This is a genomic window from Bacillus sp. WC2503, from assembly GCF_052682895.1.
The window spans coordinates 4,689,096-4,715,000 of the sequence record NZ_JBQYMD010000001.1; the positions used below are offsets into that span (position 1 = coordinate 4,689,096).

A 25,905-nucleotide genomic window follows, 5' to 3' on the forward strand; every position below is an offset into this window, starting at 1 on the left:
AGTTTTGATAATGATAGGTTTATTAGAGCAATTTTATAAAAATGAAGAAATACAATCGGTTATTAATGGGTTAGAAGATGGTTTAAAAGAACAACTTATATCAGGTATGGCAACATCTTCTCGTTCATTATTAATGGCAGCTTTATATAAAAAAACAAAGAAATCGCAACTTATTGTCACACACAATCTATATCAAGCACAAAAGGTACATGAAGATTTAGTGGCATTACTTGGTGAAAAAGATGTATGGCTGTACCCAGTGAACGAATTAATTGCATCAGAAATCGGTGTTGCAAGTCCAGAATTAAAAGCGCAACGCATTGAGGTGCTAAATCGTTTAGCGGCAGGAGAGAATGGGGTTATTGTAGCGCCAGTCGCAGGATTACGTAGATTTTTACCGATAAAAGAATTATGGAAGCAAAAGCAAATTGAAATTAATCTAGGGCAAGAGATTGATTTAGAGGCGCTCTTGCATACATTACATCATATTGGCTACGAACGTAAGTCGATGGTAGAAGCTCCGGGGGAGTTCAGTTTGCGCGGGGGCATATTAGATATTTACCCATTAACTGAAGAATTACCATTCCGTATTGAATTCTTCGATACAGAAGTCGATTCTATTCGATTATTTGATGTGGATGAACAGCGTTCTCAAGATAAAAAGGAAAGTGTTAAGTTTGGTCCGGCAACAGAGTTTTTATTTTCACAGGAAGAATTGAAATCGGGAATTAAGCATCTTGAAGAAGGTTTGACTAAGACGATGCAAAAACTTTCCGATGACAAATTAAAGACTGCAGTGCTTGAGACAGTAAGTCATGAAATTGAAATGTTGAAAAATGGCCAAAGTATAGAACAGATGTTTAAATATTTATCTATTTTCTATAAAGAACCTGCTAGTCTGATAGATTATTTACCAGAAGATGGTGTTGTAATTTTAGATGAAATCTCTCGTATTCAAGAAACAGCATCACATCTTGAAACGGAAGAAGCGGAATGGTATATATCACTTCTTGGTGAAGGAACAATAATTCAGGATTTATCTTTCTCCCACTCATTTGAGGGATTTCTTCATCATAAAAAAAGAAGTTTTGTATATTTAACGTTATTCTTACGCCATATAGCACATACGCATCCGCAAAACATTGTGAATGTGACATGTAAAACAATGCAAGATTTCCATGGGCAGATGCAGTTATTAAAAACTGAAATTGATAGATGGAATGAAGGGCACTTTACGACTGTTGTGCTTGGAACAGATGATGAACGTGTAAAAAAACTACAACATATTTTAAGTGATTATGATATTGAAGCGGATATTGTAGAGGGCACAGATATTTTATTGCCTGGAAGGTTACAGATTGCTGTAGGTGATTTACATGCAGGATTTGAAATGCCGATGCAAAAGCTCGTTGTCATTACTGAAAAGGAGCTTTTTCATAAGAAAGTTAAAAAATCACAACGTAAGCAAAAGTTATCTAATGCTGAGCGTATTAAAAGTTATTCGGAATTAAAAGTTGGAGATTATGTAGTTCATGTAAATCATGGTATAGGTAAATTTTTAGGTATTGAGACATTAGAGATTAATGGTGTTCATAAAGATTATTTAAATATTAAATATCAAGGTAACGATAAGCTATATGTTCCAATTGAACAAATCGATCAAGTGCAAAAATATGTGGGTTCTGAAGGTAAGGATCCGAAAGTTTATAAATTAGGCGGGAACGATTGGAAGAAGGTCAAAACGAAGGTTGAAAAATCTGTACAAGACATTGCAGATGACCTAATTAAATTATATGCTGAGCGCGAAGCTTCAAAAGGCTATGCATATACACCAGATACGGCAGAACAACAAGAATTTGAATCTTCCTTCCCGTATCAAGAGACAGATGACCAATTACGTTCTATTGAAGAAATTAAGAAAGATATGGAACGCGGACGTCCGATGGATAGGCTTCTTTGTGGTGATGTAGGATATGGAAAGACCGAAGTAGCTATTCGTGCAGCATTTAAAGCAATCATGGATGAAAAACAAGTTGCGATTTTAGTACCGACAACAATTCTGGCACAACAACACTATGAAACAATTCGAGAGCGTTTTCAAGATTACCCGATTAATATAGGGTTACTAAGTAGATTCCGCACGCGGAAACAACAAAATGAAACGCTTAAGGGGTTAAAAGATGGCACAGTAGATATTGTAATCGGAACGCATCGTATTTTATCTAAAGATGTTACTTATAAAGATTTAGGACTTCTTATTATTGATGAAGAACAAAGATTTGGTGTGACGCATAAAGAAAAAATTAAACAATTAAAAGCAAATGTTGATGTGTTAACCCTAACGGCAACGCCAATTCCACGTACACTTCACATGTCTATGCTTGGTGTGCGGGACTTATCTGTCATTGAAACGCCACCAGAAAATCGTTTCCCAGTCCAAACGTATGTGGTGGAATATAATCCAGCGTTAATGAGAGAAGCGATAGAGCGAGAGCTTGCAAGAGGTGGGCAAATTTACTTCTTATATAACCGGGTAGAGGATATCGAAAGAAAAGCAGATGAAATTTCGATGCTAGTTCCAGACGCTCGTGTAACATACGCACATGGGAAAATGAACGAAAGTGAATTAGAGTCTGTTATGCTATCGTTTTTAGAGGGACAGCATGATGTTCTTGTAAGTACAACAATTATTGAAACAGGTGTAGATATCCCGAACGTTAATACGTTAATTGTATTTGATGCAGATCGTATGGGACTATCGCAGTTGTATCAGCTTCGTGGGCGTGTTGGGCGTTCTAATCGCGTTGCATATGCATACTTTGCATACAAACGTGATAAAGTGCTATCAGAAGTTGCAGAGAGACGTCTACAAGCAATTAAAGAGTTCACAGAGCTTGGATCTGGTTTCAAAATTGCGATGAGAGATTTATCAATTCGTGGTGCGGGTAACTTGTTAGGGGCAGAACAACACGGGTTTATTGATTCTGTCGGATTTGATCTATATTCTCAAATGTTAAAAGATGCAATTGAACAGCGCAGAGGAACCGATGGAGTTGAAAATACAGTTAATGTTGAAATTGATTTAGAAGTAGATGCGTATTTACCAGATGCTTATATTTCAGATAGTAAACAAAAGATTATGATGTATAAACAATTTAGAGGTGTTTCTACAATTGAGGATATTGAAGAATTACAGGAAGAGATGATCGATAGATTTGGTGATTACCCACAAGAAGTTGGTTATTTATTACAAATTGCAAATATTAAAGTATTGGCAATGAAAGAACAAATCGAATTAATTAAGCAAAATAAATTTGAAGTAACAATTCTGTTCTCAGAACAAGCAAGCCAAAATATTGATGGTGGAAAATTATTCATGCTTGGAAATAGTTTTGGGCGTATGATCGGTCTTGGAATGGAAGGATCACAATTGAAAATCGTTATGAAAACGAATGGATTAGAGACATCGAAGTGGTTAACAATTGCTGAAAATTTATTAAAAGGCTTACCAGATGTAAAAAAAGAAGTAATAAATGCCTAATATTAGATAAAAAAATACAATTCGACGTGCATAGAAGAACTAATGTGTAAAATACTATGTCTAACAGTTGGTGATTTTTACATGAACAGGTAAATTCACCACTTTGATCATCAGTAGAAAGTGAGGTAGCATTAGAATGAAAGCAACTGGAATCGTACGTCGAATTGATGATTTAGGCAGGGTAGTAATCCCGAAGGAAATTCGTAGAACTTTACGTATTCGAGAAGGAGACCCACTAGAAATATTTGTTGATCGCGATGGAGAAGTAATTTTGAAGAAATATTCTCCGATTAGTGAATTAGGGGATTTTGCAAAAGAATATACGGAAGCTTTATACGATAGCTTAGGACATAATGTGCTTGTATGTGATCGTGATTCTATTATCGCAGTAGCAGGCATATCTAAAAAAGAATACTTAAATAAAAGTGTTGGCGATTTAATTGAGAAGACAATGGAAGAGCGTAAGTCTGTAATTATGACGGACGAAAGCGAAATTTCAATTATTGATGGAGTAACAGAAAAAGTTAGCTCCTATACAATTGGCCCGATTGTTGCGAATGGGGATCCAATTGGAGCTGTTATTATCTTCTCTAAAGAGGCTATTATAAGTGAAGTAGAGCATAAGTCAGTAAATACAGCAGCGAGCTTCTTAGCGAAGCAAATGGAGCAGTAAAGATATATAATTTTAGAAGTTGCAATCTTTCCTAATTATGATATTTCTTTTGAAAAATCAATTATTTGGAGATATAGGTATATTGAATGAAGGTAGCGCTTTGCTACCTTTTTTCGTTGAACATTTTTAGTTTTGTAAGAACTCTTTATTACTCGTGGGTGTAAGGGAGCCTGTTTTTTCTTTGTGATATAATACGAAAGGTGAGAATAGAAAAAGGAGTTTTCTTGTATGGAAGCGAAGAAGTATCAAGCCTTTTGGCGTGGGGCTATTATATTAACGATCGCAAGTTTTATTACAAAAGTATTAAGCGCTTTTTACCGTATTCCATATCAAAACATAGCGGGAGATGTTGGTTTTTATATTTACCAACAAATTTATCCGTTTTATGGATTTTGTTTAATTTTAGCTACTTATGGATTCCCTATTATAATTTCAAAAATGGTTGCAGAAAGATTAGAAAGAGGAAAACAAAAAGAAGCAGAAGAAATAATTTGTGTATCTTTTTGGTTTTTATTAGGAATTGGCTTTATAGGGTTTTTCACATTGTTCTTTGGTGCCGAAACGATTGCATCGGCTATGGGTGATGTACACTTATATAAGTTATTACGTGTTATTTCATTTTCATTCATATTAATGCCATTCTTATCCGTAGCGAGAGGATATTTTCAAGGATTTAATAATATGATGCCGACGGCTGTTTCACAAGTAATTGAACAAACGATTCGTGTATCTATTATTGTCTTTTTATCACTATTCCTTATTGCTCACGGATTTGATCTATATACAGTCGGTGCAGGTGCTATGTTAGGTTCGATTGCAGGCGGGCTTATTGGGATTATCGTACTTTTACTTTATATGCGTCATGATTTTCGCGCCATTTTCTTTAAAAGCTTGAAGAGAGTTGGGGGAAAAAGAAGAATTGTTAAAATCCTTTTTTGGCAAGGAATAGCTATTTGTGTTAGTAATTTAGTCCTTATTTTTATACAAATGGCAGATTCGGTTTCCTTCTATACTTTACTCATTGGGGCAGGGGAACAGGCTGAAAGTGCAAAGGTACTAAAAGGTGTTTATGACAGAAGTATCCCTCTCATGCAATTAGGTACTGTCGTGACAACGTCTTTCTCATTGTCACTTATTCCGATTATTACAGCGGCAAAGGAAAGAGGAGATCTTGCTTTTATTCAAGAAAAGGTAAAGTTAGCGATGAAAATAACACTTGTTATTGGATTTGCAGCAGCCATCGGATTAACTTGCATTATTCAGCCTACAAATATTATGTTATTTGAGAATAGTGATGGGTCAGATGTGTTATCGATTTTATCTTTATCTATTTTATTTAGTTCATTGTCAATTACAACTGCTTCTATTTTACAAGGGCTGGGACAAACATTAAAACCAGCAATATTCGTTGTATTTGGAGGTTGTTTGAAGTTAGTTTTAAACTATATGTTAATGCCGCATTTTGGAGTTAAAGGAGCTGCGATTGCAACTTTAATTGCGCTTGTTGTAATTGCCTTGTTAAATAGTGTATTACTTATGCAATCTGTATCGGGGTCGCTTATTAATAAGCAGAAGATGTTCGGTATAGTTATTAGTGGTATCAGTATGGGATTTGTATTAATAATGTTTATTCGTGTGTTACAAATGTCTGGGTTGGTAATTGATGGGAATCATAGAGGAATCGCGACATTTGAAGCGTTGTTAGGTGTAGCTATTGGCGGATTGACATACATGTTTTTAATTTTAAAATTACGTGTATTTACAAAAGAAGAATTAGGATCCGTTATGAAAAAAGAGAAAAAAGAAGGTTCATTGAAGAAGAGTGGATAGAGGTGACAGGTTGTGAGTGGAATCATTACTATTTTAGGATTAGGTGCTGGTGAATTAGATCAGCTGACGATGGGCGTATACCGAAAGATAAAAGTAGCAGACCATATGTTTGTTAGAACGAAGGAGCACCCGGTTATAGAAGAGTTGGAGAAAGAAGGTATAAAATATACGGCTTTCGACAATATATATGAAGCGCATGATACATTTGAAATTGTATATGAAACAATTGCGAATACATTGCTAGAACAAGCTGAAGGTGCAGAAATTATTTATGCTGTTCCAGGTCATCCGCTAGTAGCAGAAAGAACAGTTCAGCTACTTTTAGAAAAAGGAGAAGTAGCAAATGTTGAAGTGCGAATTGAAGGTGGACAAAGTTTCCTTGATCCAATGTTCGCAAGTTTAAAAATCGATCCGATTGAAGGATTCCAATTAATTGATGCTACATCATTTGAAAGAGGGCAATTAGAATTACGTCAACATTTAATCTTTTGCCAAGTGTATGATGCGTTCGTTGCTTCAGATGTGAAGTTAACATTAATGGAAATATTGCCAGATGATTATGAAGTGTATATCGTAACAGCTGCAGGAACTTCGTTTGAACAAGTCAAAAAGGTACCGTTGTACATGTTAGATCATGAAACAGAATTGAATAATTTAACGAGTGTGTATGTACCACCAGTTCAGGAACGTGCATCCTTGTATCAACAGTTTGATGTACTGAGAGAAATTATTGCAGACCTTCGTGGACCGAATGGTTGTCCGTGGGATAAAAAGCAAACACATCAATCTTTAAAGAAGTATTTAATTGAGGAAGCTTATGAAGTATTGGAAGCAATTGATGAAGAGGACGATGATCACTTAGTAGAAGAGCTAGGTGATATATTATTACAAGTCATGCTTCATGCCCAAATTGGAGAGGATGAAGGTTGGTTCTCCATCGATGATATTATTCGAACTTTATCGGAGAAAATGGTTCGTCGTCATCCACATGTGTTTGGAAATACAGATGTAAATAATGCTGAAGAAGTCATTGCGAATTGGGAAGGAATTAAAAAACAAGAAAAGGGATTCGTAAAAGAATCTGTTTTAACTGGAATTCCAAAAAGTTTGCCGCAATTAATGCGTGCCTACGAAATTCAGAAGAAAGCTGGAAAGGTTGGATTTGATTGGGTTGATGTACAGCCAATGATAGAGAAAGCCCTAGAAGAATGGCAAGAATTCCAGCAAGAAGTTATAAATATGGATGAGGAAAAGATGCTAGGTGAATTTGGCGATTTACTATTTGCATTTGTTAACATAGCTCGTCATTATAAATTAGATCCAGAAGAAGCATTACGTTCAACTAATGAGAAATTTATGGGGCGTTTTTTATACATGGAAGCAAAAGTAGCTGAAATGAATAAAGAAATGCAAGATCTGTCATTAGAACAGTTGGATGTTTTATGGGAAGAGGCAAAGCAAACAGAGCGTTAATAGGGGGATTTGATATGCGTCTAGATAAATTTTTGAAAGTGTCACGTTTAATTAAAAGAAGAACATTAGCAAAAGAAGTATCTGATCAAGGAAGAATATCTATCAATGGTCAAGTCGCAAAAGCGAGTTCAGATGTGAAAGTGGCTGATGAATTAACAATTCGTTTCGGTCAAAAAATAGTAACGGTGAAAGTAAATGAATTGAAAGAAACAACAAAAAAAGAAGATGCAGCAAATATGTATAGCCTAGTTCGCGAAGAAAAAGTAAAAGCAGAAGAGGGCTTGTTCTAAAATATGCTATCCCTTCATACATTACTATTAGCTAGTATAAAGCTATGGGGGGATTTTCGTGAATAATGGTTACTCACCTATGTCTTCTAATCAACAAAATGTTTCTGTAGAGCATGATATTATTATGCGTGGTAGGCGTGTGATCGATATTACTGGTGTAAAACAAGTAGAGAGTTTTGATAGCGAAGAATTTTTACTCGAGACTGTGATGGGTTTTTTAACAATTCGTGGACAAAACTTGCAAATGAAGAATTTAGATGTGGAAAAAGGTGTTGTATCGATTAAAGGCAAGATTCATGAGATGTTGTATATTGATGAGAATCAAGGGGAGAAAACTAAAGGCTTCTTTAGTAAGTTGTTTAAATGAGTCTAACAATTCAGTTGTATACAATGCTTTCGATGATCGGAATGGGTGCTTGGATTGGAGCATCATTAGATACATACCAACGTTTTTTAAAGCGTCAGGAACGTAAACGTTGGCTTGTATTTATACATGATATACTATTTTGGGTTGTCCAAGCATTATTCGTTTTTTATGTATTACTTCTCGTAAATGAAGCTGAACTACGTATATATGTATTTTTGGCATTATTATGTGGTTTTGCGGCATATCAAAGCTTATTGAAAGCACTATACATGAGGTTGTTAAATTTTCTCATCTATATTTTTGTGCAAACAACACATTTTTTTGTTCGAATTATACAGCTACTCATGATAAAACCTGTTATTATTATAGCGCAGCTATTTATTACATTTATATTATTCTTATTTCGTATACTGCTTTCAATTGGACATGTGTTATGGAAAATGGTGATTTGGATATTACTTTTCATATGGAAAGTTTTTTTCTGGCCTGTTCGATTTATTGCTTTGCTCATATGGAAACTTCTCCCTAATCGTGTTAAACTTTTTATAATGAAACATGTAGGGTTCCTGCAATATATAGCAAAATTGAAGGGACACATCTTCCAACTATGGGAGCGTATAAAAAAGAAGTTAGGGGGACCTCGGAAATGAGGGAACTGAGACAAAGAACAATCGAAAAACAGAGTCCAAATCCTGTTAAAGAGCATATAATACAAACGGATGAGAACAGGAAGCGACTTTATCGCCGTTTAGCGGTTTTTCTTGTCTTTGCTTTTACAATTATTGCGAGTATTAGTGTAACTTTTTATCAACAAAACAGTTCCATTAAAGCAAAAGAAGCAAAAGTTAAGGACATGAAAAAAGAACTAGATTCATTAACGAATAAAGAAAAAAGTCTAAAAGACGAAGTTCAAAAGTTAAATGATGAAGAGTACGTATTAAAGATTGCTAGAAGGGATTATTTCTTCTCCGGAAAAGGGGAGATAATTTTTCCTGTTTCTAAGTAAAGTATGTCTTATTGACACTATATTTTAGGATTATATATAATAAAGTAAAATTTGACTTTTTAATCACTAAGGAGGAGCATTTTTTTTATGTCAATCGAGGTAGGCAGCAAGTTACAGGGTAAAGTAACAGGTATTACAAATTTTGGGGCTTTTGTGGAGCTGCCAGAAGGCTTAACGGGTCTTGTTCATATTAGTGAAGTTGCTGATAATTATGTGAAAGATATTAATGATCACTTAAAAGTGGGCGACCAAGTAGAAGTAAAAGTTATTAATGTTGAAAAAGATGGGAAAATTGGTCTATCTATTAAAAAAGCGAAAGAACGTGAAAAAACAGAAGGAGATCGTCCACGCGGTGAATACCAACGCGGTGGTGATCAACAACGTTCTGGACGTCCACAACGTAATAATCGCTCTTTCAACAGAGATAATCGCGGTGGCGGTAACGACCGAGCTCCAAAAGAAACATTTGAGCAAAAGATGGCACGCTTCTTAAAGGATAGCGAAGATCGTTTAACTTCTTTAAAGCGTAACACAGAGTCTAAACGTGGTGGCCGTGGCGCACGTCGCGGATAATAAGAACGTTTAGTTTTTAACATATAGAGAGGTACCCAGAGTGATGGCTCAGGGTGCTTTTTTATATGCGAAAATATATTTTTTAAAAAAGTTTTTGAGATGTGTTGACTTTAAATGATATCTGATGTAAGATACTAATTGTCCGTTAAATAAGACGACATGGCGGTGTAGCTCAGCTGGCTAGAGCGTACGGTTCATACCCGTGAGGTCGGGGGTTCGATCCCCTCCGCCGCTATATTTAATTTAACGGCCCGTTGGTCAAGTGGTTAAGACACCGCCCTTTCACGGCGGTAACACGGGTTCGAATCCCGTACGGGTCATCTAAAAAGATCATGCAAACTTGCATGATCTTTTTTTGTTAAATAAAAAAGTAAGACATACAATACTTCTACAAAATCACCTTAAATTTTCTGAATCTTCAATATAATAAAGGGAGATAAATTACATACTATGTATATATGTAGAGTTATTTCGAATAAAAAGTCGAACGATTATAAAAGTGAAAACTGTTGTTTTGACAAAAATCCCAATAAGCATCTTTTATAATGACAGTAATTAAACTATGCAGGTGGTGTTAAAAATATGCCTAAAGCAGGAAGGAATACTATGAATACAAGTGCATTGGCAATAAATGAAAGTCAGCTTGGAGGAATAAAGTGGACGAGTAAGTTGCGAATGAAGTTTGAACAAGTTTTCTTTAGATGGGGATTTATTATTGTTGTTATTGGTTTTCTTTTGGGAAGAGCGTATATATTAACAAACATTTTACCGTTTGCATTACCGTTTTTCGCTGCCGTTTATGTTATGAAGCGAGATAAAATGCCGCTCGCATTCCTAGCTTTAATGGGAGGAGCACTTTCAGTTTCGATAGATAATTTATTTTTTACTTTCGCGTCTATCTTTACTTTCTTCATTTATAATATCTTCTTTAGTCGGTTTACACGTAAAACTGTTGGACTTGTACCATTCCAAGTATTTATCTCCGCATTAACCGCACATTTAGTTGTTGTATATTTTGCACAGCAAACTATCACCATGTACGATTTGCTCGTTAGCACGATTGAAGCGGGGCTTAGTTTCGTATTAACGATGATATTTTTACAAAGTGTTCCGCTCTTAGTAGAAAGGAAAGGGAAACAACAAGCATTAGAGACAGAAGAAATTGTTTGTTTAATTATATTACTAGCATCTGTTTTAACAGGTACGACGGATTGGTTTGTATATGACGCTTCTATTCAACATATTTTCACTAGATATTTAGTGTTAGTATTTGCCTTCATCGCCGGCGCTGCTACAGGATCCACAGTTGGGGTTGTCACCGGCTTAATATTAAGTTTAGCGAATGTGTCCAGTTTGTCTCAGCTTAGCCTTCTTGCTTTTTCTGGATTGCTTGGAGGGTTATTGAAAGAAGGGAAGCGTCTAGGCGTTAGTTTAGGTTTGTTAATTGGGACAAGCTTAATTACATTATATGTAGATAAGCAAACGAACATTGTAACAACTTTAATTGAATCAGGTGTGGCAATTGTTTTCTTTTTATTAACACCGAAACTTGTTCTGGATCGCATTGCTAAATTTATGCCGGGAACACAAGAGCATTCACAAGATCAACAACAATATTTAAGAAGAATGCGCGATGTTACAGCGAACAAAATTAATCAATTTGCAAATGTGTTTGCGGCTTTATCTAATAGCTTTTCTGTATATGGTTATGTGGAGGAGGAAGATAAAGAAACAGAGGCAGATTTATTTTTAAGTACAATTACTGCGAAAACATGTCAAACGTGCTTTAAAAAGGATCAATGCTGGGTGGTTAATTTTGACAAAACGTATGATTATATGAAACAAATAATGAGTGAAACGGAAGAAGGAACACTGCAGCATAATCGGAAGTTAGTTCGTGAATGGGACAAGCATTGTGTGAGAGGTAAGAAAGTAACAGATTTAGTAGCCGGTGAATTAGATCACTTTTATGAGGGACAAAAATTACGAAAACAAATGAAAGAAAATCGCAGAATAGTAGCGGAGCAATTATTAGGCGTATCAAAAGTTATGGAGGATTTCGCACAGGAAATACAAAGAGAGCGAGAAAATCATCAAGTACAGGAAGAACAAATTTTGCAAGCGTTTCGTGATTTTGGCGTCGAAGTGGAGCATGTTGATATTTATTGTTTAGATAGAGGGAGCATTGATATTGAGATGTTAATTCCGGCTGCATCTAATGGGCATGGTGAGTGCGAAAAATTAGTTGCGCCGATGCTTTCGGATATTCTAAAAGAAAATATTGTCGTTAAACATGAAGAAAAGTCTTCTTATCCAAATGGTCACAGTTTAATATCATTTGGTTCAGCAAAGACGTATTCTCTTGATACGGGATTGGCTACAGCTGCAAAAGGCGGTGGGTTTGTTTCGGGGGATTCTTATGCGATGATGGATTTGAGTGTGGGTAAATATGCACTTGCGATTAGTGACGGTATGGGAAATGGGCAACGAGCTCATATGGAGAGTAAGGAAACGGTAAAATTATTACAAAAGATACTTCAATCAGGTATTGATGAGGAAATAGCAATTAAATCGATCAATTCAATTCTTTCTTTAAGAACGACAGAAGAGATGTTTACAACACTGGATTTGGCGATGGTAGATTTACGGGATGCGAATGCGAAATTTTTAAAGATCGGATCGACGCCGAGTTTTGTTAAACGCGCAAATAATATTTTGAAAATTGAAGCAAGTAATTTGCCAATGGGGATCATTGAAGATGTTGAGGTTGATGTAGTGGGTGAGCAATTAAAAACGGGCGATATTCTTATTATGATGAGCGATGGTATTTTTGAAGGAGCGCAGCATGTGGAGAACCATGAATTATGGATGAAACGAAAAATTAAGGAACTGCAAACCGAGGACCCGCAAGAAATTGCTGATATCATTATGGAAGAAGTGATTCGTTCTTGTGATGGTTATATAAATGACGATATGACAATTGTTGTGGCGAAAGTAAAGAAGAATATGCCGAAGTGGGCTACGATTCCAATTGTAGGAATGCAGGCGCAATAAAGTAAAACTTTAATCAGTGGGGGGTTCTCCATCCCCGCAGATAAAAAGCCCGTACCAATCGGGCTTTTTATCTGCTATTGATTCATATAGTCTATTCTGAAAAACCTAGGCGAATTCCTAGGTTTTTTTGCTTTAAAAGGTAATGTTATTATTTTTTTGAATATGTGCGGAGGATGTAAGATAAAAATGTAATTTTTGTATATCTTTTTTTTGCACAATGTTTGTAAAAGTTGTACCATTATAGACAAGGTAACTAACGTTGCTGTTCTTGTTTAATGAAAGGTGATTACGAAGTTGAAAGATACATTTGTTGAAAAGGTAGATGACTTTGTAAAGCAGCATGATGTATTAAAGGAATGTTCAACAATTGTTGTAGGAGTTTCGGGTGGCCCTGACTCTTTAGCTCTTCTATATTATTTGTTAGAAAAAAGGGCAGAAAAACAGTTGGAAATTGTAGTAGCGCATGTGGATCATATGTTTAGAGGCGATGAATCTCATGAGGATCTACAGTTTGTGCAGGATCTTTGCAAAGGACTGGGAGTTACTTGCGAAACGATAAGGGTTAACGTGTCGCAATATCAACAGCAATACGGAATGAATGCGCAGGTTGCTGCTAGAGAATGCAGATATGCATTTTTGGAAAGAATAATGAAGAAATATGATGCGAGATATGTAGCTCTTGGGCATCATGGAGATGATCAAGTAGAAACGATTTTAATGCGCCTTGTACGAGGGAGTACTCCGAAAGGGTATGCAGGAATTGCAGTGAAGCGTCCTTTTCATAATGGATATTTAATTAGGCCTTTACTTGGAGTAACGAAGGAAGAAATTGTTAATTACTGTAATGAGCTAAATTTAATTCCCCGTATAGATCCGAGTAATAAAAAGGAAGTATATACAAGGAATCGATTACGTAAATATGTCCTTCCTCATTTGAAAGAAGAAAATCCACAAGTGCATGAGAAATTTCAAAAATTTAGCGTGCAGATGCAAGAGGATGAGGCTTATTTGCAGGAATTAGCTTTTGAGAAAATGAATAAAGTAATTACAAAAAAAAGTGATAAACAAATTAGCTTATCAATTCCTGCCTTTGAATCCATGTCTATGCCTTTACAAAGAAGAGGGATTCAACTAATATTAAACTATCTTTATGAATATAAGATTCCATCTTCTCTTTCCTCTATACATATTGACAAAGTGATTGAGTTTTTTAAGCGGACACAACCTTCGGGTTCACTTGATTTCCCAGGTGATTTAAAAATTGTTCGCACATACGAGGAGTGTAGCTTTGGATTTAAACAAGAAATTGTTTCTCCTTTTTCGCAAGATTTATCAGTACCCGGGACAATTACGCTATCGAACGGGGATGAACTTGTAATAGAGGTGAGCGAAGATATACCAAGTAACATGAATGAAACAGTATTTGTTGCTAAGTATAATGATATATCATATCCACTTCGTATTCGTTCTAGGGAAAATGGAGATCGCATGTCAATACAAGGTATGAATGGCACAAAAAAGATAAAAACTATTTTTATCGAAGCAAAAGTACCAAGAGAAAAAAGAGAAGCATGGCCGGTCGTTTGTGATGCAAGTGGGAATATTATTTGGATACCCTTGTTGAAGCGATCTGCATTTGCTGTTTCGAAAGAGATGGCAAAGAAGGATAAATATATGATTATTCACTACAAAAGCAAGGAGTCTTCCGGGAGGATAATGAAATGATGAATCAAGATATCGAAAAAGTATTAATTTCTGAAGAACAAATACAAGAAAAGGTGCGCGAATTAGGTGCAATTATTGCAGAGGATTATAAAAACACAGTACCTCTTGCAATTGGTGTATTAAAAGGCGCAATGCCATTCATGGCAGATTTATTAAAGAGAACAGATACATATCTTGAAATGGATTTTATGGCTGTATCTAGTTACGGTCACTCTACTGTTTCAACAGGCGAAGTGAAAATTTTAAAAGATCTTGATACTTCTGTAGAAGGTCGCGATATTTTAATCGTTGAGGATATTATTGATAGCGGTCTTACGCTAAGTTACTTAGTGGACCTATTTAAATATCGTAAAGCGAAGTCTGTAAAAATTGTTACGTTATTAGACAAACCAACAGGCCGCAAGGTAGATTTGAAAGCGGATTATGTTGGATTTACTGTCCCACATGAGTTTGTTGTAGGATATGGATTAGATTATAAAGAGCAGTACCGTAATCTTCCTTATGTAGGAGTATTAAAACCAAGCGTTTACTCAAATTAATTAAATACAGGCGTTACAATTGTATAGGAAAGTTTTTCTATGTTACGATTTACAATAGTGTTTATGCCGTGAGAGGAGGTTAGGAATGAATCGTATCTTCCGTAATACCATCTTTTATTTACTGATATTCCTAGTAGTAATTGGAATCGTGAGCTATTTTAATGGTTCAACGCAAAAAACGACATCAGTTAGCTACGATAAATTCATTACTAAACTAGAAAAAGGTGAAGTGCGCAATGTGCAACTTCAACCGAAAAATGGTGTGTTTGAGGTAAAAGGACAATTTAATACTTCTAGCCAAGGAGAACAATTTGTTACTTATGCACCAAATACTGAGGAATTACAAAAGAAAATTAATGATAAAGCGCAAGGTGCTGAAGTTAAGTATCAACCAGCAGAAGAAACAAGTGCTTGGGTAACCTTCTTTACTTCTATCATTCCGTTTGTCATTATCTTCATTTTATTCTTCTTCTTATTAAACCAAGCTCAAGGCGGCGGTAGCCGTGTTATGAACTTCGGGAAAAGTAAGGCGAAGTTATATAATGACGAAAAGAAAAAAGTTCGTTTCAGAGATGTTGCTGGAGCGGATGAAGAGAAACAAGAGCTTGTTGAGGTAGTTGAATTCTTGAAAGATCCTCGTAAGTTTGCTGAAGTTGGTGCCCGTATTCCTAAGGGTGTTCTGTTAGTGGGACCTCCAGGTACAGGTAAAACTTTATTAGCACGTGCTGTTGCAGGTGAAGCTGGCGTTCCGTTCTTCTCTATCAGTGGTTCTGACTTCGTAGAGATGTTTGTCGGTGTCGGTGCATCCCGTGTACGTGATTTATTCGAAAATGCAAAGAAAAATGCTCCTTGTATCATTTTCATTGATGAAATTGATGCAGTAGGACGTCAACGTGGCGCAGGTCTTGGTGGTGGCCATGATGAGCGTGAGCAAACGCTGAACCAATTACTTGTTGAAATGGATGGATTCGGTGCAAACGAAGGTATTATTATCATCGCTGCAACAAACCGTCCCGATATTCTTGATCCAGCATTATTACGTCCAGGTCGTTTTGACCGTCAAATTACAGTAGATCGTCCAGATGTAAATGGTCGTGAAGCTGTACTTAAAGTACATGCTCGTAATAAACCGCTTGATGATCATATTAACTTAAGAGCAATTGCAACTCGTACACCAGGGTTCTCTGGTGCCGATCTTGAAAACTTATTAAACGAAGCTGCTTTAGTAGCTGCGCGTCAAGATAAGAAGAAAATTGATATGAGTGACATTGATGAAGCGACGGATCGTGTTATTGCAGGTCCAGCTAAGAAAAGTCGTGTTATCTCTGAAAAAGAACGTAATATCGTTGCATTCCATGAAGCTGGCCATACTGTAATTGGTGTTGTCCTTGATGAAGCAGATATCGTTCATAAAGTAACAATTGTCCCTCGTGGTCAAGCTGGTGGATATGCAGTAATGCTTCCGAAAGAAGATCGTTACTTCATGACAAAACCAGAGTTACTTGATAAAATCACTGGTTTACTTGGTGGTCGAGTAGCTGAAGAGATTGTGTTTGGTGAAGCAAGCACAGGTGCTCACAACGACTTCCAACGTGCGACTGGTATTGCAAGACGTATGGTTACGGAGTTCGGTATGAGTGATAAGCTTGGACCGATGCAATTCGGTAGCTCGCAAGGTGGTCAAGTGTTCTTAGGAAGAGACTTCCATTCAGAACAAAACTACAGTGATGCAATTGCACATGAAATCGATGTGGAAATGCAAACGATTATAAAAGAATGTTATGCCCGCGCGAAACAAATTCTTACTGAAAAACGTGATAAGCTAGATATTATTGCGAAAACGTTACTTGAAGTAGAAACGTTAGATGCAGAGCAAATTAATCATTTATATGATTACGGCAGATTGCCAGAGCGCCCAACATCTTCAGATGATGTAAAAGTAAACATCAATATGAAGAAGGACGATGAAGACGTAGAAGATAAGTAAGAGATAAAGGAGTGACAATTGTCACTCCTTTTTTATTTGTAGAAAAATACTAAGTCGGAAAAATTTTTAATAAAATTAGTATTAAAAATTGAAATAGAGAGTAATCTTTTTGTAAAATGATGAGGATAGAAAAGCTGATTATATAAGTATGTGTGATATGATGTTTTTATAAGTTTTATACATACTACATAAATATAGATTAAATAAGATAAGTGGTGAGAATATGATTTTTGTATTGGATGTAGGGAACACAAATGCTGTACTAGGCGTATTTCAAGATGGGGAACTTCGTCAGCATTGGCGTATGGAAACAGATCGTCACAAGACGGAAGATGAATATGGAATGCTTGTAAAGCAGTTACTTGAGCATGAGGGTCTTTCATTTGAAGATGTGAAAGGTATTATTGTGTCTTCAGTTGTACCACCAATTATGTTTGCTTTAGAGCGCATGTGTGAAAAGTATTTTAAAATTAAACCGCTTGTAGTAGGGCCCGGGATAAAAACAGGGCTAAATATTAAATATGAAAATCCGCGTGAAGTAGGCGCAGACCGAATTGTAAATGCAGTAGCGGGAATCCATTTATATGGAAGTCCGCTTATTATTGTCGATTTCGGTACGGCTACCACATATTGTTATATTAACGAAGAGAAGCATTACATGGGTGGAGTTATTACACCGGGAATTATGATTTCAGCGGAAGCCTTATATAGTAGAGCGGCAAAACTTCCTCGTATTGAAATTACAAAACCAAGTAGTGTTATTGGGAAGAATACAGTAAGTGCGATGCAATCTGGTATTCTTTACGGATATGTTGGACAAGTGGAAGGTATTGTTAAGCGTATGAAAGAGGAAGCTAAACAGGAACCAAAAGTTATTGCAACAGGTGGATTAGCGAAATTAATTTCAGAAGAATCAAATGTAATTGATATCGTAGATCCGTTTTTAACGTTAAAAGGTTTGTATATGTTATATGAACGTAATGCAAATTTACAGTATGAGAAAGGTGAATAAATAAGTATGAAAGATTATTTAGTAAAAGCTTTAGCATTTGATGGAGAAGTACGTGCGTATAGTGTGCGTACAACAAATACAGTAAGTGAAGCGCAAAGACGTCACGACACGTGGAGAACTGCTTCAGCAGCGCTTGGCCGTTCTTTAACTGCGGGTACAATGATGGGTGCGATGTTAAAAGGTAATCAAAAGTTAACAATTAAGGTAGAGGGTAACGGTCCGATTGGTCCAATCTTAGTGGATGCTCATGCAAATGGGGATGTACGTGGTTATGTAACGAATCCGCATGTTGATTTTGAAGGAACAGAACAAGGAAAACTACGTGTATATCAAGCGGTGGGAACAGAAGGATTTGTAACTGTAATTAAAGATATTGGTATGCGCGAGCCGTTTATTGGTCAATCTCCAATTGTTTCAGGTGAATTAGGAGAAGACTTCACGTACTATTTTGCAGTTTCTGAACAGACGCCTTCTTCTGTTGGTGTTGGTGTTCTTGTAAATGGAGATGACAGCGTATTAGCGGCGGGTGGATTTATCCTTCAAATTATGCCGGGCGCACAGGAAGAAACAATTGCATTCATTGAAGATCGTTTGCAAAAAATCCCTCCTGTATCAACATTGATCGAACAAGGTCTTTCTCCAGAAGAGCTACTATATGCAGTTCTTGGGGAAGATAAAGTAAAGGTATTAGAAACTATGGATGTTCAATTTAATTGCACTTGCTCACGTGAACGTATTGAGAGTGTGTTAATTAGTTTAGGTAAAACAGAATTAGAGCAAATTCGTGAAGAAGAAGAAGAGACGGAAGTGCACTGTCATTTCTGTAATGAACGATATAAATTCTCTAAAGAAGATATTACAAGCATAATTGTGAACTTGTAATAAGGAAGTTTGGGTGGAGAATTGTTCGCTCGGATAGATTGACAAACAGGGAATTTTCTGACAAAATCTAAATATAGATAAAACCAATAAAAATACTCGGTGTTAGGAGTGACAGGAATGCGAGTGGCACAATCAGTTTCAGAATTAATCGGGAAAACGCCGATCGTTAAGTTGAACCGCATCGTAGAATCAGACAGCGCAGATGTATACTTAAAATTAGAATTTATGAATCCTGGGAGCAGTGTTAAAGATCGTATTGCATTAGCTATGATTGAAGATGCTGAAAAGAAAGGATTATTAAAAGAAGGCGATACAATCATTGAGCCAACAAGTGGTAACACAGGAATTGGTTTAGCGATGGTAGCGGCCGCTAAAGGATATAAGGCGATTTTAGTAATGCCAGAAACAATGAGTATTGAGCGTCGTAATTTATTACGTGCTTACGGTGCTGAATTAGTATTGACTCCAGGTCCTGAAGGAATGGGTGGGGCAATTCGTAAAGCGACTGAATTAGCGAAAGAGCATGGCTACTTTATACCGCAACAGTTCCAAAATCAATCAAATCCAGAAATTCATCGTTTAACAACAGGTCCAGAAATTGTTGAACAAATGGGTGATCAATTAGATGCGTTTATTGCAGGTATTGGTACAGGTGGAACAATTACTGGTGCTGGTGAAGTGCTGAAGGAAGCGTATAAAGATATTAAAATTTATGCAGTAGAACCTGCGGACTCACCAGTATTATCTGGTGGGAAGCCGGGGCCACATAAAATCCAAGGAATTGGGGCGGGATTCATCCCAGAGACATTGGATGTAAAGGTATATGATGAAATTATTCAAGTAAAAACAGAGCAAGCGTTTGAATATGCGAGAAGAGTGGCTAAAGAGGAAGGTATTTTAGTTGGTATCTCTTCAGGAGCAGTTATTTATGCAGCGACAGAAGTTGCGAAAAAATTAGGTAAAGGGAAAAAAGTACTTGTTATTATTCCAAGTAACGGTGAACGTTATTTAAGTACACCACTTTATCAATTTGAATCATAATTGAATGTGATTGAAAAGCATCCTTGAAAAAGGATGCTTTTTTCTTTTTGGATTGGAAATAGGAAAAGAGTGATTGACTAGAAAACTTCATGTAAAATAAGAGGTAGTATAATTAATTTATTTTCACTAACCTTCGAGTATAATCATTTTCTATATAAAGAGCTTATGTAGTTTGAGGTGGTTAATCTAAGAGGGTGGGATAAAAGAAGACGGGGTGTTGATATGCAACGAAGAAAATCTTTAGCGCTTTCTATTCCATATCAGTTAGATTTCTTTAAGCAATATAAATTTCTTTCTCAGGATAAGCCGCAACATATTTTGCTAGAAAGCGGACGTGGCGGTCGTTATAACATAGTGGGGTTAAACCCAGTAGCGGTAATCCAAGGGAAGGGTGAAACGTTACATATAAGCGAAAGTGGTAAGGAAACAATAAAGCGAGGGAATCCATTAGATTTAATGCAAGAATATATGGAAAAATGGAAAACAGACTACAATCCAGAGTACCCGCCGTTTCAAGGTGGTGCGATTGGCTACTTTAGTTATGATTGTATCCGTTATATCGAAAAACTCCCTTCTCTTGCAGAGGATGATCTGAATATACCCGATATATTCTTTTTATTATTTGACGATGTGTTCGTCTATGATCAAGAAGAAAAAGTATTGTGGATTATTACACATTATGTAGATAAGCATGCAGAGGCGGAAGAACGATTACATGAATGGAAGAATCTTTGGGCGGCAGAAGTGCCTGAAGTGACTATGCCGTTTGAACGTCCTGAAAAGAAAAATGAAGCGGTTGCTTTTACAGAAGAAGGCTTTATGAAGGCTGTTGAACGTATTCAAGAATATATTGGAAATGGTGATGTGTTTCAAGTAAACTTGTCGACAAGGCAAGAAAGAACTTTACAAACGCATCCGCTAGAAATTTATACAAGTCTTCGTAAAATTAATCCATCTCCATATATGGGATACTTGGAGCTTGGGGATTTTCAAATTGTTAGTGCTTCGCCTGAATTGCTAATTAAAAAACAAGGGCAAGAAGTAAGTACAAGACCAATTGCTGGTACAAGATCCCGCGGTGCGAATGAACAAGAGGATGAAGAATTAGCGAGGGAATTAATTGAGAACGAAAAGGAACGAGCGGAGCATGTAATGCTTGTAGATTTAGAACGAAATGATTTAGGGCGCGTTTGTAAATATGGCACTGTAGAAGTAGATGAATTTATGGTAATTGAAAAGTACTCACATGTTATGCATATCGTTTCTAATGTGCGTGGTGAGGTGGAAGAAGATAAGGATGCTTTCGATTTAGTGAAAGCTGTATTCCCTGGTGGAACAATTACCGGTGCCCCGAAAATACGTACGATGGAAATTATTGAAGAATTAGAACCTGTTCGACGAGGGATTTATACAGGTTCAATTGGTTGGATTGGTTATTCTGGAGATACGGAATTGAATATTGTAATTAGAACGCTTCTTGCTAAAGATGGGCAAGCGCATGTGCAAGCAGGAGCGGGAATTGTAATTGATTCAAATCCGAAAAATGAATATAAAGAGTCGTTAAAAAAGGCAATTGCTTTATGGCGTGCAAAAGAAAGTAGCGAAGAAACGGTTAGGTGAGAGAAATGATATTAATGATTGATAATTATGATTCTTTTACATTTAATTTGGTGCAATTTCTTGGAGAACTTGGACAAGAGCTTGTTATTAAGCGTAATGATGAAGTGACTATTGCAGATATTGAGAATATGAAACCAGATTTCTTAATGATTTCACCAGGTCCATGTAGTCCGAATGAAGCGGGAATTAGTATGGAAGCTATTAAATACTTTGCAGGAAAGCTTCCGATTTTTGGAGTTTGTCTTGGGCATCAATCTATTGCGCAAGTCTTTGGTGGAGAAGTTGTTCGAGCAGAGCGATTAATGCATGGGAAAACGTCGCCTATGCATCATGATGGAAAGACGATTTTCTCGGACATTCCTAATCCATTTACTGCAACGCGTTATCATTCCCTTATTGTTAAGAAAGAGACGTTACCTGATTGCTTAGAGGTAACATCTTGGACAGAGGAAGGGGAAATTATGGCGCTTCGTCATACAACATTACCGATTGAAGGTGTGCAGTTCCATCCGGAATCTATTATGACTTCTCATGGGAAAGAATTATTACAGAATTTCATTCGCAAATATAGTCCAAGCGTGGCATCGTGTTAATTTACGTAAATGGTGAATATGTAGAAGCGAATGAAGCGAAAATTTCTCCTTATGACCATGGTTATTTATACGGACTTGGAGTTTTTGAGACGTTTCGTATTTATAATGGTCATCCTTTCTTGTTGGATGATCATTATAAACGTTTAATAGATGCGCTAGATACATTGCAAATCAAATGGACAATGACAAAAGATGATGTAATGCTTATTTTGAAAAATCTCCTCGTTAAGAATGAATTGGAGCATGCATATGTTCGTTTCAATGTATCGGCGGGTGTAGATGAAATAGGATTGCAAACCGAAATGTATGAAGAGCCGTCGGTTATTGTTTTTATAAAACCTTTACCAGCCCCAGGGGATATAGTGGAAAAAGAAGGGGTTGTTTTAAAACAAGTGCGAAATACACCAGAGGGTGCGTTTCGCTTGAAGTCCCATCATTATTTAAATAACATTTTAGGGAAACGCGAAATTGGAAATGTTGTGGATAAGGAAGGTATTTTTCTTACTGAAGCAGGTTATGTTGCAGAGGGTATTGTTTCGAATCTCTTTTTTGTGAAAGACAATGTTTTGTATACGCCTTCGCTAAAAACAGGGATTTTAAATGGTATCACTCGTGCATTTATTATAAAGGTTGCAGAGGAGCTTCGTATAGAAATAAAGGAAGGTTTCTTTACGAAAGATGAATTGCTTTCAGCAGATGAAGCTTTTGTAACGAATTCCATTCAAGAAATTGTTCCGCTTTATCATATAGAGGGACGAGATTTCCCGGGTAAAGTCGGAATGATTACAAAAAGGTTTATGCATCTTTATGAAATGCAGAGAGAGAAATTGTGGAGTAGAAATGAATTGCGAAGAGGAGATGTGTAATTTGAAGTGGGATTATGATTTGCGCTGCGGCGAATATACATTGAATTTAAATGAAAAGACATTAATTATGGGGATTTTAAATGTAACGCCAGATTCATTTTCTGATGGTGGGAGTTACAACGAAGTGGATGCTGCGGTGCGCCATGCGAAAGAAATGAAAGATGAAGGTGCTCATATTATTGATATTGGTGGTGAATCTACTCGCCCGGGTTTCGCTAAAGTTTCGGTGGAAGAAGAAATTAAACGAGTTGTTCCGATGATCCAAACGGTTTCGAAGGAAGTGGAATTGCCTATTTCTATCGATACGTATAAAGCAGAAGTTGCGAAACAAGCAATTGAAGCTGGTGCTCACATTATTAATGATATTTGGGGGGCGAAGGCGGAACCGAAAATTGCTGAAGTTGCAGCTCATTATGATGTACCTATCATCTTAATGCATAACCGTGACAATATGAGTTATCGTAATTTAATGGCGGATATGATTGCTGATTTGTATGACAGTATTAAAATTGCTAAAGCTGCTGGTGTACGAGATGAGAATATTATTTTAGACCCAGGTATTGGTTTTGCTAAGACGCCTGAACAAAATTTGGAAGCGATGCGTAATTTAGAACAGTTAAATGTACTAGGTTATCCAGTTCTTTTAGGCACTTCAAGAAAGTCCTTTATTGGACATGTACTAGATTTACCGGTAGAGGAACGTCTTGAGGGAACTGGAGCTACCGTTTGTCTCGGTATTGAAAAGGGCTGTGAATTTGTTCGTGTTCATGATGTGAAAGAAATGGCGCGTATGGCTAAAATGATGGATGCGATGATTGGTAAGGGGGTAAAGTAATTGGATAAAATTTATATCCATGATATGGAGTTTTACGGTTATCATGGTGTATTCCCAGAGGAAAATAAATTAGGTCAGAGGTTTAAAGTTGATTTAACGGTAGAATTGGATTTGAAACGTGCAGGAGAAAGTGATGACTTAGAGCATTCTGTCAATTATGGAGAGCTTTTTGAATTGTGTAGGAAAGTTGTCGAAGATAGAACGTATAAGCTTGTAGAGAGCATCGCTGAAAATATCGCTACAAATATATTGAAACAATATGAGAGTATTTCACGATGTACAATTAAGGTAATTAAACCAGATCCGCCGATACCGGGGCATTATCGCGCTGTAGCGGTAGAAATTACGAGAGAACGTTCATGAATAATATAGCGTACATTGCATTAGGTTCGAATATTGGAGAGCGTTATACGTATTTAACTGAAGCGATTCAGTTTTTAAATAAAAGTCCGTATATCCAAGTTGATGATGTTTCATCAGTGTATGAAACTGATCCAGTTGGCTATACTGACCAAAGTTGCTTTTTAAATTTAGTTATAAAAATTTCTACCAATTTATCACCACAAGAATTATTGAAAGTAACGCAAAAAGTAGAGAATGACCTAGGAAGAAAAAGGGAAATTAGATGGGGTCCGAGAACCATCGACCTTGACATCTTACTCTATAATCAAGAAAATATTGAAGCAGAGAATCTTATTGTTCCGCATCCGCGGATGTTCGAAAGAGCTTTTGTTATCGTTCCGTTGTTAGAAATTAATCAAGATATAAAACAAGACATTTCACGTTCACAAGTAGAAGAAATGAAAAGGCGAGAGGGAGTAACGGTATGGAAGCAGAAAAATGGGGAAGACGCATTCGTGCTTTTCGAAAGCTGAAAGGCTATACACAAGAAGGTTTTGCTAAAGAATTAGGGGTATCTGTATCTGTTTTAGGTGAAGTTGAGAGAGGGAATCGATCGCCTTCCCAAGATTTTGTAGTAGAAGTTGCTAAAGCATTAAAGGTCTCGATAGATGAACTAATGCCAAAGTAATTATGAAGGAAGGAGTAAATCCAGTGTTAAAGATTGCAAATATTGAGATGAAAAATCCGGTTGTACTAGCACCGATGGCGGGAGTGTGTAACTCTGCATTCCGTTTAACAGTAAAAGAATTTGGTGCAGGCTTAGTTTGTGCTGAAATGGTAAGTGATAAGGCGATATTACTTAATAATAAGAGAACGTTAGATATGTTATATATCGACGAGAGAGAAAAGCCATTAAGTTTACAAATTTTTGGTGGAGAGAAAGAAACGCTTGTAGATGCTGCGAAATATGTAGATAAATATACGACAGCAGACATTATTGATATTAATATGGGTTGTCCAGTACCAAAAATCACTAAGTGTGATGCAGGAGCAAAATGGCTTTTAGATCCAAATAAAATATATGAAATGGTAGCGGCAGTTGTAGATGCTGTTGAAAAGCCAGTTACAGTTAAAATGCGTATAGGTTGGGATGAAGAACATATTTTCGCAATAGAAAATGCTAGAGCTGTTGAGCGTGCTGGTGGACAGGCAGTGGCAGTTCATGGACGTACACGAGTGCAAATGTATGAAGGAAAAGCAGATTGGGATATTATTAAACAAGTAAAGCAAGCTGTGAATATCCCGGTTATTGGAAATGGTGATGTTGAAACACCGCAAGATGCGAAGCGTATGCTTGATGAAATTGGTGTAGATGGTGTTATGATTGGCCGTGCTGCTCTTGGGGATCCGTGGATGATTTATCGTACGGTAAAGTATTTAGAGACGGGTGAATTAATGCCGGAACCAACAGTGCGCGAGAAAATTGATGTATGTATGTTGCATCTAGATCGTCTTATCGATTTAAAGAATGAAAATGTTGCTGTAAGAGAGATGAGAAAGCATGCGGCTTGGTATTTAAAAGGTGTTCGTGGTAATGCGAGTGTGCGTAATGGCATCAATACTTGCAACACACGTCAAGACCTTGCGAATGTATTA

Annotated in this window: 24 protein-coding genes and 2 tRNA genes (1 of these 26 cut by a window edge); all 26 read left to right on the plus strand. The window is 36.6% G+C overall.

Annotated features, from left to right (window positions below):
- Nucleotides 1-10: 10 nt before the first annotated feature.
- Nucleotides 11-3,541 (plus strand): transcription-repair coupling factor, encoded by a 3,531-nt coding sequence (mfd, locus tag ACUN26_RS24190; protein ID WP_000579697.1) that lies wholly within the window; start codon nt 11-13, stop codon nt 3,539-3,541.
- 136 nt (nt 3,542-3,677) lie between these two features.
- Nucleotides 3,678-4,214, plus strand: a complete 537-nt coding sequence (gene spoVT / locus ACUN26_RS24195; RefSeq protein WP_000648310.1) for a stage V sporulation protein T — start codon at nt 3,678-3,680, stop codon at nt 4,212-4,214.
- 228 nt (nt 4,215-4,442) lie between these two features.
- A complete protein-coding gene (locus tag ACUN26_RS24200; RefSeq protein WP_000387567.1) occupies nt 4,443-6,044 on the plus strand; it encodes a putative polysaccharide biosynthesis protein in 1,602 nt (533 codons plus the stop codon).
- Nucleotides 6,045-6,056: 12 nt separating this feature from the next.
- Nucleotides 6,057-7,517 carry a nucleoside triphosphate pyrophosphohydrolase gene (mazG, locus tag ACUN26_RS24205; protein ID WP_000014273.1) on the plus strand — a complete coding sequence of 487 codons (1,461 nt, stop codon included), beginning with the start codon at nt 6,057-6,059 and terminating at the stop codon, nt 7,515-7,517.
- A 14-nt stretch (nt 7,518-7,531) separates the two neighbouring features.
- Nucleotides 7,532-7,807: an RNA-binding S4 domain-containing protein gene (locus tag ACUN26_RS24210; protein ID WP_001234879.1), complete on the plus strand. Its 276-nt coding sequence runs from the start codon at nt 7,532-7,534 to the stop codon at nt 7,805-7,807.
- Between the two features lie 58 nt (nt 7,808-7,865).
- Entirely contained in the window at nt 7,866-8,174 is a 309-nt protein-coding gene (gene yabP, locus ACUN26_RS24215) for a sporulation protein YabP (protein WP_001059100.1), read from the plus strand.
- On the plus strand, nt 8,171-8,824 hold the full coding sequence (yabQ, locus tag ACUN26_RS24220; protein WP_000059780.1) for a spore cortex biosynthesis protein YabQ: 654 nt from the start codon (nt 8,171-8,173) through the stop codon (nt 8,822-8,824). The genes yabP and yabQ overlap by 4 nt, the downstream gene beginning before the upstream one ends.
- Nucleotides 8,821-9,180: a cell division protein DivIC gene (divIC, locus tag ACUN26_RS24225; protein ID WP_001208736.1), complete on the plus strand. Its 360-nt coding sequence runs from the start codon at nt 8,821-8,823 to the stop codon at nt 9,178-9,180. The genes yabQ and divIC overlap by 4 nt, the downstream gene beginning before the upstream one ends.
- An 87-nt stretch (nt 9,181-9,267) precedes the next feature.
- Nucleotides 9,268-9,753 carry a S1 domain-containing RNA-binding protein gene (locus ACUN26_RS24230; protein WP_000021451.1) on the plus strand — a complete coding sequence of 162 codons (486 nt, stop codon included), beginning with the start codon at nt 9,268-9,270 and terminating at the stop codon, nt 9,751-9,753.
- 161 nt (nt 9,754-9,914) lie between these two features.
- Nucleotides 9,915-9,988: transfer RNA gene (locus ACUN26_RS24235), tRNA-Met, on the plus strand.
- A gap of 13 nt (nt 9,989-10,001) precedes the next feature.
- A tRNA-Glu gene (locus ACUN26_RS24240) sits at nt 10,002-10,073 on the plus strand.
- Nucleotides 10,074-10,335: 262 nt separating this feature from the next.
- On the plus strand, nt 10,336-12,807 hold the full coding sequence (spoIIE, locus tag ACUN26_RS24245; protein WP_445540890.1) for a stage II sporulation protein E: 2,472 nt from the start codon (nt 10,336-10,338) through the stop codon (nt 12,805-12,807).
- A 294-nt stretch (nt 12,808-13,101) separates the two neighbouring features.
- Nucleotides 13,102-14,532: a tRNA lysidine(34) synthetase TilS gene (gene tilS / locus ACUN26_RS24250; protein ID WP_000655437.1), complete on the plus strand. Its 1,431-nt coding sequence runs from the start codon at nt 13,102-13,104 to the stop codon at nt 14,530-14,532.
- Complete coding sequence (gene hpt, locus ACUN26_RS24255; protein WP_000981842.1) at nt 14,529-15,071, plus strand: hypoxanthine phosphoribosyltransferase; 543 nt, start codon at nt 14,529-14,531, stop codon at nt 15,069-15,071. The genes tilS and hpt overlap by 4 nt, the downstream gene beginning before the upstream one ends.
- A gap of 85 nt (nt 15,072-15,156) precedes the next feature.
- Nucleotides 15,157-17,058, plus strand: coding sequence for an ATP-dependent zinc metalloprotease FtsH (gene ftsH / locus ACUN26_RS24260; RefSeq protein WP_001079666.1), 1,902 nt, complete (start codon nt 15,157-15,159; stop codon nt 17,056-17,058).
- 223 nt (nt 17,059-17,281) lie between these two features.
- On the plus strand, nt 17,282-18,070 hold the full coding sequence (locus ACUN26_RS24265; protein WP_000578374.1) for a type III pantothenate kinase: 789 nt from the start codon (nt 17,282-17,284) through the stop codon (nt 18,068-18,070).
- A 6-nt stretch (nt 18,071-18,076) separates the two neighbouring features.
- Nucleotides 18,077-18,952 (plus strand): redox-regulated molecular chaperone HslO, encoded by an 876-nt coding sequence (gene hslO / locus ACUN26_RS24270; RefSeq protein ID WP_000656374.1) that lies wholly within the window; start codon nt 18,077-18,079, stop codon nt 18,950-18,952.
- 117 nt (nt 18,953-19,069) lie between these two features.
- Nucleotides 19,070-19,993: a cysteine synthase A gene (gene cysK / locus ACUN26_RS24275; RefSeq protein WP_001261721.1), complete on the plus strand. Its 924-nt coding sequence runs from the start codon at nt 19,070-19,072 to the stop codon at nt 19,991-19,993.
- A gap of 222 nt (nt 19,994-20,215) precedes the next feature.
- Nucleotides 20,216-21,613: an aminodeoxychorismate synthase component I gene (gene pabB / locus ACUN26_RS24280; RefSeq protein WP_001189707.1), complete on the plus strand. Its 1,398-nt coding sequence runs from the start codon at nt 20,216-20,218 to the stop codon at nt 21,611-21,613.
- A gap of 5 nt (nt 21,614-21,618) precedes the next feature.
- A complete protein-coding gene (gene pabA, locus ACUN26_RS24285; RefSeq protein ID WP_000602280.1) occupies nt 21,619-22,206 on the plus strand; it encodes an aminodeoxychorismate/anthranilate synthase component II in 588 nt (195 codons plus the stop codon).
- Nucleotides 22,200-23,072 carry an aminodeoxychorismate lyase gene (pabC, locus tag ACUN26_RS24290; protein ID WP_000909853.1) on the plus strand — a complete coding sequence of 291 codons (873 nt, stop codon included), beginning with the start codon at nt 22,200-22,202 and terminating at the stop codon, nt 23,070-23,072. Before pabA ends, pabC begins: the two co-directional genes overlap by 7 nt.
- On the plus strand, nt 23,047-23,907 hold the full coding sequence (folP, locus tag ACUN26_RS24295) for a dihydropteroate synthase (protein ID WP_002104269.1): 861 nt from the start codon (nt 23,047-23,049) through the stop codon (nt 23,905-23,907). Before pabC ends, folP begins: the two co-directional genes overlap by 26 nt.
- The gene (gene folB, locus ACUN26_RS24300) at nt 23,908-24,270 is read left to right on the plus strand and encodes a dihydroneopterin aldolase (protein ID WP_000358065.1); all 363 of its coding nucleotides are present in this window, start codon (nt 23,908-23,910) and stop codon (nt 24,268-24,270) included.
- Nucleotides 24,267-24,782: a 2-amino-4-hydroxy-6-hydroxymethyldihydropteridine diphosphokinase gene (gene folK, locus ACUN26_RS24305; protein WP_001059455.1), complete on the plus strand. Its 516-nt coding sequence runs from the start codon at nt 24,267-24,269 to the stop codon at nt 24,780-24,782. Before folB ends, folK begins: the two co-directional genes overlap by 4 nt.
- Nucleotides 24,734-24,937, plus strand: coding sequence for a helix-turn-helix domain-containing protein (locus ACUN26_RS24310; RefSeq protein ID WP_000387027.1), 204 nt, complete (start codon nt 24,734-24,736; stop codon nt 24,935-24,937). Before folK ends, ACUN26_RS24310 begins: the two co-directional genes overlap by 49 nt.
- 23 nt (nt 24,938-24,960) lie before the next feature.
- On the plus strand, nt 24,961-25,905 hold the 5' portion of the coding sequence (dusB, locus tag ACUN26_RS24315; RefSeq protein ID WP_000912241.1) for a tRNA dihydrouridine synthase DusB. The gene runs 54 nt beyond the window's last position; 945 of the gene's 999 nt are visible here — the first part of the coding sequence; its start codon is at nt 24,961-24,963; its stop codon lies off the right edge, out of view.

Excerpts from the sequence above, each read along its gene's own strand:
- divIC (WP_001208736.1), top strand. The coding sequence starts at position 8,821 with ATGAGGGAACTGAGACAAAGAACAATCGAAAAACAGAGTCCAAATCCT.
- ACUN26_RS24310 (WP_000387027.1), top strand. The coding sequence starts at position 24,734 with ATGGAAGCAGAAAAATGGGGAAGACGCATTCGTGCTTTTCGAAAGCTG.
- yabQ (WP_000059780.1), top strand. The coding sequence starts at position 8,171 with ATGAGTCTAACAATTCAGTTGTATACAATGCTTTCGATGATCGGAATG.
- ACUN26_RS24265 (WP_000578374.1), top strand. The coding sequence starts at position 17,282 with ATGATTTTTGTATTGGATGTAGGGAACACAAATGCTGTACTAGGCGTA.
- ftsH (WP_001079666.1), top strand. The coding sequence starts at position 15,157 with ATGAATCGTATCTTCCGTAATACCATCTTTTATTTACTGATATTCCTA.
- spoIIE (WP_445540890.1), top strand. The coding sequence starts at position 10,336 with ATGCCTAAAGCAGGAAGGAATACTATGAATACAAGTGCATTGGCAATA.
- ACUN26_RS24210 (WP_001234879.1), top strand. The coding sequence starts at position 7,532 with ATGCGTCTAGATAAATTTTTGAAAGTGTCACGTTTAATTAAAAGAAGA.
- mfd (WP_000579697.1), top strand. The coding sequence starts at position 11 with ATGATAGGTTTATTAGAGCAATTTTATAAAAATGAAGAAATACAATCG.
- pabB (WP_001189707.1), top strand. The coding sequence starts at position 20,216 with ATGCAACGAAGAAAATCTTTAGCGCTTTCTATTCCATATCAGTTAGAT.
- hpt (WP_000981842.1), top strand. The coding sequence starts at position 14,529 with ATGATGAATCAAGATATCGAAAAAGTATTAATTTCTGAAGAACAAATA.
- folP (WP_002104269.1), top strand. The coding sequence starts at position 23,047 with ATGAATTGCGAAGAGGAGATGTGTAATTTGAAGTGGGATTATGATTTG.
- ACUN26_RS24200 (WP_000387567.1), top strand. The coding sequence starts at position 4,443 with ATGGAAGCGAAGAAGTATCAAGCCTTTTGGCGTGGGGCTATTATATTA.
- cysK (WP_001261721.1), top strand. The coding sequence starts at position 19,070 with ATGCGAGTGGCACAATCAGTTTCAGAATTAATCGGGAAAACGCCGATC.
- hslO (WP_000656374.1), top strand. The coding sequence starts at position 18,077 with ATGAAAGATTATTTAGTAAAAGCTTTAGCATTTGATGGAGAAGTACGT.
- spoVT (WP_000648310.1), top strand. The coding sequence starts at position 3,678 with ATGAAAGCAACTGGAATCGTACGTCGAATTGATGATTTAGGCAGGGTA.
- folK (WP_001059455.1), top strand. The coding sequence starts at position 24,267 with ATGAATAATATAGCGTACATTGCATTAGGTTCGAATATTGGAGAGCGT.
- pabA (WP_000602280.1), top strand. The coding sequence starts at position 21,619 with ATGATATTAATGATTGATAATTATGATTCTTTTACATTTAATTTGGTG.
- ACUN26_RS24230 (WP_000021451.1), top strand. The coding sequence starts at position 9,268 with ATGTCAATCGAGGTAGGCAGCAAGTTACAGGGTAAAGTAACAGGTATT.